At 41.9% G+C, this 14,320-nt stretch carries 15 protein-coding genes; 8 read left to right on the forward strand and 7 right to left on the reverse strand.

What is annotated here, in order from left to right:
* Positions 1–25: 25 nt before the first annotated feature.
* On the reverse strand, positions 26–1,069 hold the full coding sequence (locus MKX97_RS13850) for a peptidoglycan bridge formation glycyltransferase FemA/FemB family protein (RefSeq protein WP_340760115.1): 1,044 nt from the start codon (positions 1,067–1,069) through the stop codon (positions 26–28).
* Positions 1,070–1,365: 296 nt separating this feature from the next.
* Between MKX97_RS13850 and MKX97_RS13855 the strand changes: the two genes are divergently transcribed.
* A complete protein-coding gene (locus MKX97_RS13855) occupies positions 1,366–3,102 on the forward strand; it encodes a methyl-accepting chemotaxis protein (RefSeq protein ID WP_342536228.1) in 1,737 nt (578 codons plus the stop codon).
* Between the two features lie 219 nt (positions 3,103–3,321).
* Here the strand turns inward: MKX97_RS13855 and MKX97_RS13860 are convergent, their stop codons facing one another.
* The 3 genes from MKX97_RS13860 to MKX97_RS13870 all read right to left on the reverse strand — a co-directional run bounded on the left by MKX97_RS13860 (position 3,322) and on the right by MKX97_RS13870 (position 5,777).
* Complete coding sequence (locus MKX97_RS13860; RefSeq protein WP_342536230.1) at positions 3,322–4,536, reverse strand: carboxylate--amine ligase; 1,215 nt, start codon at positions 4,534–4,536, stop codon at positions 3,322–3,324.
* A gap of 75 nt (positions 4,537–4,611) precedes the next feature.
* A complete protein-coding gene (locus MKX97_RS13865; protein ID WP_342536232.1) occupies positions 4,612–5,313 on the reverse strand; it encodes an RluA family pseudouridine synthase in 702 nt (233 codons plus the stop codon).
* Positions 5,310–5,777 carry a low molecular weight protein-tyrosine-phosphatase gene (locus MKX97_RS13870; RefSeq protein WP_342536233.1) on the reverse strand — a complete coding sequence of 156 codons (468 nt, stop codon included), beginning with the start codon at positions 5,775–5,777 and terminating at the stop codon, positions 5,310–5,312. Before MKX97_RS13870 ends, MKX97_RS13865 begins: the two co-directional genes overlap by 4 nt.
* Positions 5,778–5,979: 202 nt before the next feature.
* On the opposite strand from MKX97_RS13870, the gene MKX97_RS13875 reads away from it, so the two are divergent.
* The gene (locus tag MKX97_RS13875) at positions 5,980–6,354 is read left to right on the forward strand and encodes an SLAP domain-containing protein (RefSeq protein WP_009498487.1); all 375 of its coding nucleotides are present in this window, start codon (positions 5,980–5,982) and stop codon (positions 6,352–6,354) included.
* Positions 6,355–6,411: 57 nt separating this feature from the next.
* Here the strand turns inward: MKX97_RS13875 and MKX97_RS13880 are convergent, their stop codons facing one another.
* The 3 genes from MKX97_RS13880 to MKX97_RS13890 all read right to left on the reverse strand — a co-directional run bounded on the left by MKX97_RS13880 (position 6,412) and on the right by MKX97_RS13890 (position 8,513).
* Positions 6,412–6,882: a peptide-methionine (S)-S-oxide reductase gene (locus MKX97_RS13880; protein ID WP_221837080.1), complete on the reverse strand. Its 471-nt coding sequence runs from the start codon at positions 6,880–6,882 to the stop codon at positions 6,412–6,414.
* A gap of 332 nt (positions 6,883–7,214) precedes the next feature.
* A complete protein-coding gene (locus MKX97_RS13885) occupies positions 7,215–7,511 on the reverse strand; it encodes an antibiotic biosynthesis monooxygenase (RefSeq protein ID WP_340760128.1) in 297 nt (98 codons plus the stop codon).
* Between the two features lie 285 nt (positions 7,512–7,796).
* Complete coding sequence (locus MKX97_RS13890) at positions 7,797–8,513, reverse strand: YebC/PmpR family DNA-binding transcriptional regulator (protein WP_009498490.1); 717 nt, start codon at positions 8,511–8,513, stop codon at positions 7,797–7,799.
* A gap of 1,013 nt (positions 8,514–9,526) precedes the next feature.
* On the opposite strand from MKX97_RS13890, the gene MKX97_RS13895 reads away from it, so the two are divergent.
* From MKX97_RS13895 to MKX97_RS13920, 6 genes are all read left to right on the forward strand, one after another.
* Entirely contained in the window at positions 9,527–10,237 is a 711-nt protein-coding gene (locus tag MKX97_RS13895) for a phosphoadenylyl-sulfate reductase (RefSeq protein ID WP_009498491.1), read from the forward strand.
* A gap of 67 nt (positions 10,238–10,304) precedes the next feature.
* Complete coding sequence (gene sat, locus MKX97_RS13900; RefSeq protein WP_342536234.1) at positions 10,305–11,447, forward strand: sulfate adenylyltransferase; 1,143 nt, start codon at positions 10,305–10,307, stop codon at positions 11,445–11,447.
* Positions 11,448–11,459: 12 nt separating this feature from the next.
* On the forward strand, positions 11,460–12,056 hold the full coding sequence (cysC, locus tag MKX97_RS13905; protein WP_221837077.1) for an adenylyl-sulfate kinase: 597 nt from the start codon (positions 11,460–11,462) through the stop codon (positions 12,054–12,056).
* A 12-nt stretch (positions 12,057–12,068) separates the two neighbouring features.
* Entirely contained in the window at positions 12,069–12,845 is a 777-nt protein-coding gene (gene cobA / locus MKX97_RS13910) for a uroporphyrinogen-III C-methyltransferase (protein ID WP_342536235.1), read from the forward strand.
* A complete protein-coding gene (locus tag MKX97_RS13915; protein ID WP_342536236.1) occupies positions 12,842–13,603 on the forward strand; it encodes a sirohydrochlorin chelatase in 762 nt (253 codons plus the stop codon). The genes cobA and MKX97_RS13915 overlap by 4 nt, the downstream gene beginning before the upstream one ends.
* Positions 13,584–14,252: an NAD(P)-dependent oxidoreductase gene (locus MKX97_RS13920; protein ID WP_342536237.1), complete on the forward strand. Its 669-nt coding sequence runs from the start codon at positions 13,584–13,586 to the stop codon at positions 14,250–14,252. The genes MKX97_RS13915 and MKX97_RS13920 overlap by 20 nt, the downstream gene beginning before the upstream one ends.
* The last annotated feature ends 68 nt before the right edge of the window (positions 14,253–14,320 follow it).

Raw genomic sequence — 14,320 nt, forward strand, 5'->3', positions numbered from 1 at the left:
TTCTTTAGTTGAGGGGTTCAACCGGTTATTTTTTTTGAAGCTTCTTTTTCATCTTTTGGATTTTAGGCACCACTTTTACAAACATGTTGTAGATGAATGGTTTATATACTTTATCAATTTCTCCAATAAATTCGGTTACTCCATCTTTTTGGCAAAAACTGTTTTTGAAATTATATAATCCGTCCTGTTCGCTATCGAGAACAAATACTCCTCCGAGGTCATACTGTTCGGCTCCGATTTCGAGCCCCCACTTCATCATTTCATAATTCATGAGATAACTGGGATTTAGGTTACGTTTTGTATTGGAACTACCTGCATACAGATAGTATAGCTTGCCGTTATAGTTTATGGTCACAGCGCCAGCCAAATAGTCGTCTTCATGCTTAGCCAAGTAAATCCGCAAGTCATCGAAGGCTTCACGCATTTTCAGAAAGTATTCATATGAACGGATTGAAATTTGATTTCGAACAGACATTTCTTCGTAAATCTCAAAAAACTTCTTTAGATAATCATCACTTCGGGAGTAAGTAACCTCCACCCCGTTGCGTGCTGAACTACGTATTTTACTTCTTGTACGCCCCCGGAATTTCAACATCAAAGAATCTGGATCTTCGTCTGTCAATTTTACAATCATATTATATCGGGGCTGAATCAAATCCTCTTTCCCTGCCCCTTCGTTGCGCACTATGTAACCAGCATTGCGATAGATCTGATCCAATTCTTCTGTAAAGAGTTGTTCAGGATCCATTTTCAGTGCAAATGCTTTGTATTTCTTAGCAATCACATCGGCTTCTTTCAATAACTCTTCTACTAATTGCTTGTCATGCAGATCACAAATCGGACCTCTCGGAGCATATAACAATGAATATCCGCCTGGCACTTTTTTGATCAGCAGTGACATCGCTGCTACAATCTCACCATCACGTTCAACATATACTTGCTCATTTCCCCAATCATCTTTGACATTCGCCCAATTGGGATCCTGGGTAATTGATCTAAAAGGTGAATTTCTTACAAACGTTTCATATCTTCTAACATCTTCTGCTTTGTTTTTATCCAAAATCGGCACTTCCGGAACACTCCTTACGTTACTGCAGCTCCGTACAATTCAAGTTTCAAGCCTATCCAAAAAAGTGTAGATTTTTGAAAGAATGGTACAGCCACAGCTCTATTAAGTGTAGCTTACTGCATTTTTCAAGTCAAGAAACGGGGCGACGAATGAATTGCGAATTGAAACTCAAGCCGAATTCGTTGAAAATTCACATGTCAAATGTTATATGCTATTCCGTTGTTATCCAAAATAGCCTATACTATGAATAAGGGAGAAAAGTTTCATGTTTTTTGTAAAAAAGGGGGATATACACAATGAAAGGCTCAGTACGCAACAAATTGATAGCGCTTGCAGCTTTAGTTATTTTGATTCCATTAATTGTAGTCGGAATCGTCAACTACTTTGTTGCAAAGTCGGAATTAGAAAAAGTCGGTGAAATGGGGCTCCAAAACGGTACATATGCTGTACTTGATTTAATTGACGAGTTGAATGTACAGGTAGAAAATGGAGCGCTCACTTTGCAAGAAGCACAGGACCGAGCAAAAATAAAAATTATGGGAGCCCCCTTGGATGAAGGCGGAACGCGCTCTTTAGATAATCCAGCAAAATACGGCGAGAACTTCTACTTTTACGTAGTGGATGAAGAAGGTACTTTGCTTGTCCATCCGCAAAAGGAAGGTGAAAGTCTGTATGAATCTAAAACGAAAGACGGCCGGTACTTCATTCGCGAAGTCATTGCTGAAGCAAAAAGCGGAGGCGGGTATGTACAATACGATTGGCCGTTACCTACCAACTTGAATGTTGAAGCACCGAAAATCACATATAGCCTACAGGATCCTCACTGGGGGTGGATTGTGGCGGCTGGTACTTATATAGTGGACTTTAACGCAGGCGCGAAAAATGTTCTTTGGTACACATTAATCTCTGTCGTTATTTCTGTCATCGTCGGTATTGCTTTGTTCTCTATCTTCTCAGGTCGCCTGACATCATACATTAAGAATATCCGCTTAATCACCGCTGAAATAGCAGAAGGTAAGCTGACAGGTTTGGATATTCCTATCCGTTCTCGTGACGAGTTAGGTCATCTGGCTGAAAATGTGAATGAAATGAAAAACAGTTTAAACGAAATGGTCGGTCACACTAGATTATCCTCAGAGCGCATGAAGGAATCTTCCGAAACGCTCAGTGCTATCACCGAGGAAACGACAGCATCTGCAGATGAGATCCACAGCGCGATTAATGAAGTCTCTTCAGGAGCAGTGATGCAAGCGGAAGAAGCGGAAGTCGCCATTACGAAAGTCGATCATTTATCTGCACTTATTTCCAATGCGACTGAACAATACGAACACGTCGTCAAAGAGATGCACAACATTAACGGTTTGCAAAATTCCGGAATGGAAAAGGCAGTAAACTTAGAAGAAAATTCTCAAACCTTCAATGTAGTTATCCATGATCTGCAAGGTAACTTCTCACAACTGATGTCGAGAATGAACGAAATCCAGACGATTGTCCAGACGATTTCTTCCATCTCTGAGCAAACGAATTTACTCGCACTGAACGCAAGTATTGAGGCTGCACGTGCAGGTGAACACGGTAAAGGGTTCGCTGTTGTCGCAAATGAAGTCCGTCAATTATCGGAAGACACAAATGAAGCGACCACAAGAGTGCGTGATTTGTTAGTGCACATCCGAAAAGACACAACATCTGCTGAAAATCAAATGAAATACACACTCGATCTATCGAGTAATCAAACAGACACGATTCAAGAAACCAAAAGTGCGTTTGAACAATTATCGGATTCCATTAATAATATTACGAATTTGCTCCGAACAATGGAAAATGATATGAACAATATGGATGAAAATCGACAAAGCGTTGTACAGGCCATTAACCAAATCGCTTCCGTTGCCGCCGAATCCGCAGCTGCAACAGAAGAAGTCAACGCATCAATCGACGAACAGAAAGCCGCCATCAACACTATCATGCACGCCTCACTCGATCTACACACCGAAGCCGAGAAAATGCATGATCTTGTTGATAGATTTAGCTAATGAAATAAAACATGGCTGTTCTGAAAGTCCAAACGCTTTCAGTAACAGCTTTTTTTTCATGATTGGCAAGAAATTCAGAGGTACGCGCCAAAGCACTCTTGGACCGAACCAAACCAGCCAGATACTGCACTTTTCTCTCTCCGCTGATCAGGCCAGTTTTCTCATACAAAAAGCCCTAGAAGTCAGGTGGAATCGACTTCTAGGGCAGATTTTTCTTATTTAATCTTTTGAATTCTTATATTTCTTATAATAATTAATCTGTCTCATCAACAAATACAACTTCCGCTTCATATGCCGATCTTTTTTATAAAACAACGGGTTCCCATACTTCCCTGCTCTGATCAATGAACTGATTTCCTTTTGTATAGAAGGTTCATCAACAAACTTGTTCAAAACCGCTTTTGGCACAACAGTAAACAAGAAATGTTCGTCCAAATAAGTCAATGGCTTTTCGATACCATAAACTAAATCATCCACCAAATACTTCGCCATGTTCTGTCCGCATTGTGTAATATAATAGCTTGAACGTCCTTGACGAATATTCACTTCAAATACTTTAAACTTGCCATCGCGTTCATCATACTTCAAGTCAAAGTTCCCATATCCTACATAGCCGACCGCTTCCAGGAATTTTGCCAGCTTCGACATCATTTCTTCATGATAACGTGTGATCAATGCCGTATAGTTTCCAATCGCTGTCATCGCACGCTCTTGCAATACGACTTGAGCAAACGTGATCAGCTGCGGTTTACCATGTTGATCAGCATAATAGACCGCGTCCCACATATACGTATCATCTCCAGGAATGAAATCTTGGATGATCAAGTCTTCCGTATAGCCACTTGCTTTCACCATCTGGATAATGCGGTTGATTTCCTCATATGTATCGACCTTATAAATTTTCTGAAGTCCTTCAAACGGATGGCGATAATATTGCACGCCGTCACTCGGTTTGACGATGACCGGAAACATCACTTGCTCGGTAAACGGTTCATCCGACCGGCATGAATGATAATACGTAGAAGGTGTATCGATGCCATGCTCCGCGCATAACTCGTAGAAGTTTTTCTTAACATACACCGCGTTCATAATCTCTTCGTCGATGTAATTAAACACGAAATCCTCTTGTAATGCTTCTCGCTGTTCAATGATTAAACGTACATATAAATCATCCGTACCGACTAGCACAAGCTTTTGATCGGCCGTACGGTATTTCTTTGCCACTTCACGCAAAAATTGGACAAAAACCTTTGGATCGTGCAAACCAGGATGAAGTTCCTGGACATCGGTGATCGTACTATAACTTGTGAAAGGCAATGGTTCTCTTCCGACAATGACCGATTTGATCTGATATTCTTCATGAAATGAAATCGCCATATTATAGGCGTTAATATTCGTTCCGACAATAATCGGAATAAAAGGATGCTTGCTCATAAATTCCTCCAGCAGACGTTTTTCCATTTAAGTGTAGATGCCCCGAATTCGTAAGTCAAGAAACTGCTGTAACAACTAGCCATAAGTTTGGTAAACTTGGTCTCGGTCATTCCAAAGTTCCCACGGATAAAGATTAGGAGGTTTCGAGACAAAACGCAGAGTTTCTTTCGTTGTTGGATGTGCAAATTCCAGCGTATGTGCCCATAACGCAATTTGCTCTCCAGGTTTGTTAACCCTGCTTCCATACTTTTGATCCCCAAACAACGGAAAACCTTCTGTCGCCATTTGGACTCGGATCTGATGGGAACGGCCGGTATGAAGACGGACATTCAATATACTTTTATTCGACTCTTTCCCAAGCAAATGATAATCTAAGCTCGCGGCTTTCGCTTCAGGATAATTTCGATCAACACTGAAGACTTGATTTTTTTGACGATCTTTAAAGAGGAAATGACGGAGTGTTGCCTGTTTTTTCTTCGGTACTCCATGAACGACCGCCAAATACTGCCGATCAATCGTTCCTCTGCGTAATTGATCGGATAAACGAGACGCCGCCTTTGATGTCTTCGCAAATACCATCACCCCACCAACTGGACGATCCAGTCGATGCACCAGTCCTAGATAGACATTTCCAGGTTTCTGATACCGCCTTTTAATGTCTTTCTTGAGAGCAGATAGTACGTCTACATCCCCGCTGCGGTCTTCTTGCACAGGGATATTGACCGGCTTTTCAACCACTAATAAATGATTGTCTTCATATAAAATCGGTATATTCATTTTAAAAGTTCCTCTTTCTTGATAAGGTCCAATAACGCTTGGCAGCCTTCAAGTACCAAGTCATAGGTTTCTTGGAAATCACCTGTAAAATAAGGATCCGGTACATCTTTTTGATGACTTGTTAAATCCAAAAAACGAATGATGCGCTGATGATCTGTGTCTCCGAATCGATCACGAATGTTCGTTATATTCTCAGTATCCATTCCGATAATATAATCAAAAGCCTCTGCATCTTCTATGGTTAATTGACGACCTGCCATTCCTTCCGCAGATACCTCGTATTCCTTCAACTTTGATAATGTTCCTTTATGCGGCGGCTTTCCGATATGCCAATCACTTGTGCCTGCGGAATCTACTTCAATTTGATCCGCCAGCTGTTCATCGTGCACCATTTTACGAAAAACTCCTTCAGCCATGGGAGAACGACAAATATTCCCCAAACAGACAAATAAAACTCGAATCATGAACCTCTCTCCTTTAGTATTTATGTTAATCAATATGTATCTAGTATACATCATTCACAAAGAGCATTCAGCGCCACACTGCTAGAAGGAACTTAGTCTCAGTTCACTTCGTCTAAAGTAATAGAATTTAGCTCTATACGGTAAATATAGGAATAAAATCTCGATATTCGAGAATAACTATGAAATAAAGGGGGTCTGCACTATGCAGGTGGTATTTGAGGAAACTTGGGAGGACACATTATCCGATCAACAAAAACAAGCATTTATCCATCAATACAAGACAAAGAAACCGGTACACAAAGGGTTTACCGCGAGCCCTATTCTTATGAAACGAAAACGAGACGGCGGTTTCGTCGCAACGGTCTTTTTACAAAATAATCGTTCGAGCCTGCTTTCCATTCGCGAAGTAACAGCCACTGTACTGAATGAACAAGAAGAGGTAATTGCACAGGATAAGTTTGTTCTCACATTGGACGTTCCTCCATACACCGCGACGCCTTGGTCATTTGTGTTTTCGCCTGAAAACGTCCAGAGCGTAGACGAGCCATCTGATTCTTGGCGATTGTTGGTTAAATAAAAAGGACCTGTTGTTTACGGTCCTTTACTTTAGCTTGTCATCTTTTCCTGATCCCACTTACTTATATTTACGTAAGATTTCTTCTGGAATATGACAATAATCATTTGGATATCTAGCCAATCTGTCTTGATGTTCTTCTGCACTTCTCACATAATTTGTAAAAGATAATACTTCAACAACTATCAGGTCATAATCGTTTCTCTCACTAAGGAATGCCTGCGCCTCCTTTAAGTGTTCAGGCTTTTCACTATATACCCCTGTTCTATACTTCTCGCCAACATCCTGCCCTTGTTTGTTCAAACTGTATGGATCAATAATCTCGAATAAATAACCCATTAATTCCCTGATCGTTACGATTGTCGGATCAAATCCTGTCTTTACACATTCGGCGTACCCATCGTAATCATCCGCAAGTGTATGACTTGTTCCATTAACTCTTCCTGCTTCCGTAAACATAACTCCAGGTAAAGTTTTTACAAAAGCCTGTACTCCCCATAAACATCCACCTGCAATATATACTACTTCCATTTTGACTCCCCTTTTATTTTTCTAGAACATTCATTCAAAGTAAATGGTTTATCATAAACAATCGGTTTTTGTTAGTTTGCCTATTGAACAGTTTAGGAACACTTCGGCACCAGGGGATTACTTTACGCTGCGAGCCAATACATATGCCTTATTTTTTTGTGAATTCTCAAAGTCCCTGCAAATCGAAGTCTTCTCCAAAAAGCATTTGTAAGAGTGAAAATCGGCATAATCTATACTAAAATTACAAATAAACCATGTATCATTTTGTATGTCCCCTATCTAGCCTGTTCCACAAAATGGATCGTTTGCGGTGTTAAAATTAAAAACATCTATTACGAAAGATCAACCTTTTGAAAGTGTTCAACTGTTGGGAAAGGATTATAAAAATGATGTAAAAGACTTTTCCACTCTTGGTATTCCGATGATTGTCGGAAACCAATTGTATGGTCCTCCAAGCTCTCCCAGTTTACTAACAGCAAATATTTTCCTTTCGCTTCAATACAGCAATTCAATTCGTGAGATATGTAACCTTTCCTTGAAGATATGATATGTGACGCTTTATGGAAAGACGCTTCAAATTCCAATTCCATTCCTTCTCTTACCTGTAGCATTGCGGCTTCTAGAATCATAGTGAACCTCCTAATTTTATTTTTATTGCAATCTGGCTCTTTTGTCGGAATATTGAATTCCTTTATTCACTTTACAAATTATATCAGTTCTATTGAAAAAAACTTTAAAATATAAATTTCCCGTCAATCCACTCATTAGCTAAGACTTTAAACAAATAAAAATAGCATCGCTAAGCACGATGCTATTTAATATTTAAATCATGTCATAACTTCTATTTAAAACTGTATTACTTCCTTTATGCACGATACAATTGAATAAATTACAACTTGGGGACAGCTTCTTAATTATGCTAAATCCACATTGTGATGAACTTGCTGAACATCTTCCAAATCGTCCAGTGCATCAATCATTTTCTCAAACTGTGCCTGTGCTTCTTCATCCAATGAAATTTCATTTTGCGCAAGCATGGTCAATTCCGCTACGGTGAAGTCCGTAACGCCTGCTTGTTTAAAGGCTTCCTGTACTTCGTGGAACTGCGAAGGTTCTGCATAAACTAGTACTTGATCGTCATGAACTTCAATATCCCGAACATCGACATCTGCTTCAAGTAATAATTCCAATACATCGTCTGCCGTCTTTCCTTCGACCCCGATTATAGCTGACGGATCGAACATGTACGCAACTGAACCGCTCACACCCATATTGCCGCCATTTTTACCAAAGGCAGCCCGCACTTCTGAAGCTGTCCGGTTAACGTTGTTTGTCAACGCATCGACGATAACCATCGAGCCATTGACCCCAAAGCCTTCGTAGCGAAGTTCGTCAAAGTTTTCATCGCCGCCGCCTTTCGCTTTTTCAATTGCACGGTCTATAATCGCTTTCGGGACACTATATGTTTTGGCGCGTTCCAATACAAACTTTAGCGCTTGGTTAGATTCAGGATTGGGATCCCCAGATTTCGCCGCTACATAAATTTCACGGCCAAACTTTGCATAGATTCTACTTGTGTTCGCATCTTTAGACGCTTTCTTTTCTTTGATATTATTCCATTTACGGCCCATTCGGTGCACACTCTTTCCTATAGTTAAAATGGTTTACTTCTATCTTTTAGTATACCAATTGAGATTTGACATGAAAAGTAAAAAACTTTAAATGCTTGATTTGTTGTTTCATCGCTCGGCTTATTTTGGATTCTGAATAGAATAAAGTTTGTACATTGACACTGCTACGCCGCTGGGGGATTGCCTCTCACCAAGAGCCAACTAGCAAAGACCGCTAGCTGTCTCATGGCTTCGGCCGACCCCGCAGTTGCTGCTTCGCTAGTGGGGTTAAAATATTGTGTGGGGTTAAAAAATGAGAAAACTTTAACTTTCAGCTTATTAGCCAAGAGCCAATGCGCTAAAAGAAATATGAAGTGCTTTCACTTACTAAACGAGGGCGCCTCACAAGCGGTAGGCGGAGCGAGGAGACAGACAGGTGACCTTCCTGACTGGCTCATCGTGGGAGCCATCCGCTAGCGCCGAAGTGAGTTCAATGACGACACTCAATTTATTATCTCGACGCCCAAGCTGGTACTTTGTAATTGTTAGAGCTAGCTTGTGTAAAGAAAACTATCTACTTACTTTCACTTACTAAACGTAGTCGCCTTACAAGCGGTAGGCGGAGTGAGGAGACAGACAGGTGCATTTCCTGACTGGCTCATCTCGGGAGCCATCCGCAAGAACCGAAGTGGGTTCAATGACGACACTTTATTTATTTTCCTTATGCCTAATCCAATACCTTGTTTAGTTATCAGAATTAGCCTAGACAAAGTAAAATTAACTAACTAGTTCCACTCATCAAATGCAGGCGCCTCACAAACTTTAGTCAGAGCAATGAAACAGACAGGCTGACCTCCTTCCTGACTGGCTCATCGCAGGAGCCCATCTGCAAGCGCCGGAGTGACTTCAATGACAACACCTGCATACACTAAAACTACGAAACAAATTTTATACCCTATTATTCTAATTGGTATTGACTATTTTAAATAATCTGTTAAACTATAGGAAATATAACAGGAGAGCGAGAGGATGGAATGGTCACATTTGAATCATGGAAAGAAGATCTGACATTGCCGGAATTTCCAATGGACTCTGAGTCAAAAGGGGCTTCTGAAGTGTTGCAGTGGGCATATGATCAGTATGGCGAACAACTTGTATATGCTTGTAGTTTTGGCATTGAAGGAATTGTATTGCTCGAATTAATTTCACGTGTGAAAGCAGACGCGAAGATTATCTTTCTGGACACCAACTATCACTTCAAAGAAACGTATGAAACGATTGATAAAGTGAAAAAACGTTATCCTGAGCTCCAGATTCATTTGCAGCAACCCGCTCTTACAATCGAAGAACAAACTGAGCAATACGGTGCCGACCTATGGCAAACCAATCCGAATCAATGCTGTGACTTGCGGAAGATCAAACCTTTGGAAAAAGCGATTGCACCTTCCACTGCATGGATTTCAGGGCTGCGCAGAGAACAATCGGAAACACGCAAAGCAACCGAATACCTGAATTTGGATCAGCGCTTCAAAAAAATTAAGGTTTGTCCGCTCATTCATTGGACTTGGAAAGATGTTTGGCGCTTTGCCCATAAACAACAGCTTGACTATAACGTGCTTCATGACCAAGGATACCCGAGTATCGGCTGCGCTAATTGTACGAAGCCTGCATACAGTGAAGAAGACTTGAGGTCAGGACGTTGGACTGGAAGCGGCAAAACGGAATGTGGCTTGCATACAACCTAAATTTTTTTACCCATAAAACCTAGTATTTAGATAAGTTTAATAAAATAAAAGGATAGGTGTTTTTATTATGACAAATATAGAACCGCATGGCGGCAGATTAGTAAATTTATATGAGCCTTCTCTCTCGATTGAAGGACTGCGCAAGAAAATTCCGATCGATGCAACGGCAGTTAGCGATCTGGAATTAATTGCGACAGGGGCTTACAGTCCGTTAACAGGATTTTTGACCTCTAAAGACTATCACTCTGTCGTAAACGATATCAGATTAGCAGATGGCACTGTCTGGAGCTTGCCGATCACATTGCCTGTAGGAGATGGCTCTTTGTATTCAGTAGGTGATACCGTTTTACTTGAATACGAAGGAGACATTTACGGGACGCTTACGATCACAGATATTTTCGAACCTGACCAAGAAGTGGAAGCCGAGAAAGTATATAAAACAACAGACCGTAAACATCCAGGTGTAGCCAAACTGCTGGAACGGGGATCCGTCTATCTTGGGGGACCCATCAAACTGATCAAACGAATTGAACAGCGAAACTTTGTCGAATTTTATTTTGATCCGGCAGAAACGCGGCAAGCATTTGAGGCAAACGGCTGGAAGAAAATTGTCGGTTTCCAGACACGGAATCCGGTTCACCGCGCACATGAGTATATCCAGAAAACAGCGCTTGAAATTGTAGATGCATTGCTGTTGAATCCGCTCGTAGGTGAAACGAAATCAGATGATATTCCCGCAGATGTCCGGATGGAAAGCTATCAAGTGTTACTGCGCGATTATTATCCAGAAGACCGTGTGAAATTAGCAGTTTTCCCTGCTGCGATGCGCTATGCCGGACCTCGTGAAGCAATCTTCCATGCGTTGGTTAGGAAAAATTACGGCTGCACGCATTTCATTGTCGGACGTGATCATGCTGGTGTCGGTGATTATTATGGGACATATGAAGCGCAGGAAATTTTCTCCAATTTCACAGCCGAAGAAATCGGCATCACACTGTTATTTTTTGAGCATAGTTTCTATTGCACAGCCTGCGGCAATATGGCGACTGCGAAAACATGCCCGCATTCGAGTGAACACCATGTGATTTTATCTGGAACAAAAGTGCGTGAAATGCTGAAAAATGGTGTGCTCCCTCCCGCAGAATTCAGCCGCAAAGAAGTAGTGGATGTTTTGATCAAAGGCTTGAAACAAAAAGAACTGGCAAAATGAGGAGATATCGACATGACGGAAAATATCGTATGGCATGAACAATTGGTTACAAAAGATGAACAACGGGCAAAAAATCGCCATCATAGTGCGGTTCTCTACTTTACAGGTTTATCCGGCTCGGGGAAGTCCACGATAGCAAATGCAGCGGCGAGGCGACTGCATGATTTGGGAGCAAATACGTATGTCTTGGACGGAGACAATGTACGTCATGGCTTAAACAAAGACCTCGGATTTTCAGATGAAGCGCGCAAGGAAAACATCCGCAGAATCGGGGAAGTCGCCAAACTATTCATTGATAGCGGTCAACTCGTCTTCACGGCGTTCATCTCCCCTTTTCAGGAAGACCGGGACAGTGTCCGACGTTTAGTAAAAGAAGATGAATTTGTGGAAGTCTATATCAGTTGTCCACTGGATGCGTGTGAACAGCGTGATCCAAAAGGACTTTATGAGAAAGCACGTGCTGGGGTGATTCCGGAATTTACCGGTATTTCTTCTCCCTACGAAGCACCAGTAAACCCTGAACTAATACTTGAAACGGATCGTTTTACCGTCGAAGAATGCGTCGAACAATTAATCAGCTATTTGCGTGAAAAAAAATGGGTTGACTGAGGAGTGAAGAGGATGGGAAAAGTTTGGCTAGTTGGCGCCGGTCCAGGTGATCCAGATCTATTGACCGTCAAAGCAATGAGAGTGATTCAGCAAGCTGATGTCATTCTCTATGACCGGCTGATCAATCAAGAGATTCTTGAGTATGCTCGACCGGATGCTGAACTGATTTTTGTCGGTAAGCTGCCGAAACATCATTTCGTTCAACAGGACATGATTAATCTCTTATTGGTCAAACATGCGAAGCAAGACAAGCAAGTCGTTCGGCTAAAAGGCGGCGATCCTTTTATATTCGGGCGCGGTGGTGAAGAAGCGGCGTTTGTAGTTCAGCATAAACTTGAATTCGAAGTGGTTCCGGGTATTACTTCCGGAATCGCTGCTCCGGCCTATGCTGGCATTCCTGTTACACACCGTGATTATAGCGCGTCTTTCGCAATCGTAACAGGCCATCGAAAAGAAGGTGCTGAGGAAGAAGATAAATGGCAAGCGCTTGCGAAAGGAATCGATACACTCGCCATTTATATGGGTGTCAGCAATCTGCCCTACATCCAGAAGCAATTGATTCGACATGGAAAACATCCAGAGACACCGGTTGCGTTCATTCATTGGGGAACAACGGAAACACAGCATACAGTCACTGCAACTTTGGAGACGATGACCGAAACAGCGCGTGAAGAAAATGTCCTGAATCCGAGTATGATTGTCATCGGAGAAGTCGTCCGATTGCGTGATGAATTGCAATGGTTTGAAGAATTTCGTTCAGAACGCTGTTTAGACGAGGCGAGTGTATGAGAGCAATCCTATATATTTGCCACGGCAGCCGCGTAAAGTCAGGACAGCAGGCTGCTTTGGCGTTCATTGAGAAAACCATGGAAACGAATCCAGCACCGATACAGGAAGCGTGTTTCTTGGAGCTTGCTGATCCGTCGATTTCAGAAGGGATTGCACGCTGCATAGCACGCGGAGCAACGGAGATTGTCGCTATTCCTTTCCTATTGTTACGTGCAGGTCATGCCAATGTGGATATTCCTTTAAAATTACAGGATATCATGATGCACTATCCTGAAGTTCCCCTTTATTATGGTGAACCGATCGGTGTAGATGAGCGTATGATCGATGTATTAATCGAGCGACTGCAGGAAACAACGGAGCAGATTCCTGAAGATGCCTCCATCTTATTGATTGGACGCGGCAGCAGCGATCCTGCAACCAAACAGGACTTTGCGAGAATCCAAAGTCTTTTTCAAGAGAAAACCGGCTTGCGTAATGTCAGCGTCGGCTATCTGGCTGCTTGTGAACCATTTTATGAAGATGAAATTTCAAGATTATTGGAACAAAAACCTGATAATTTATACGTCCTGCCCTATCTATTGTTCACAGGCATTCTGTTGAAATCAATTGAACGCACTCTAAAAAAAATCAACACATCGACTGCCATTCATTTTTGTCCAGCGTTAGGCTACGCGCCAGAGATTCATACGATTTTGAATGAACGTGCCGATGAAGCCGCAGAAAGGAAGCGTGAATTATATGTTCCCTGTTATGCTTGAAAACTTGAAGAATACTAACGTCACTTTAATTGGAGGAGGTTCTGTCGCCTATCATAAAGTGCTTAATTTGCAGCGATTCGGGATCAGGCCCACTGTCGTTAGTCCCGCTTTCCACCCTTCTCTGCTAACTTTAGCACGTGAGGGGACTGTTAGACTGGTCCCGAAAGAAGCTGCATGGGAAGACGTTGAGAATGCTTTCTTAACGATACTCGTGACGAATAATGAAACAGTCAATGATCAGCTTGCCCTTCAACTAAAAGATGCAGGCAAGCTAGTAGTCCACGCCTCCAACCCTTCTTTAGGCACTGCACAAATCCCAGCAGTCACAACACGTGGAAAGCTGGTCATCAGTGTATCAACAAGTGGAGCAAGCCCCTCTTTAGCAAAGAAAATCCGCTCAGAAATAGCAGAGCAGTATGATGAACGATTTGAAGAGTATTTGGATTTCTTAGCAGACGTCCGCCACTACGTGAAGCAACATATCCCGAAGCGCGAAAATCGCAAAACTTGGTTGGCAGAAGCCATTGAACCGATCTATTTACATGATAAAGAAGAACGTCAGAAATTCATGAATGAACTATATTACGCATTTCCAAAAGAGCATGAACTACAAGACGAGGCTGTACTGAAAGTCCAATGTGGCTTTTAGTAACAGCCTTTTTTGCACAATCAGTAAGATAAACAGAGGAACGCGCCAAAGTACCTCAGGACCGAACC

The sequence above is a fragment of the Sporosarcina sp. FSL K6-3508 genome (assembly GCF_038615825.1).
GTDB lineage: Bacteria > Bacillota > Bacilli > Bacillales_A > Planococcaceae > Sporosarcina > Sporosarcina newyorkensis.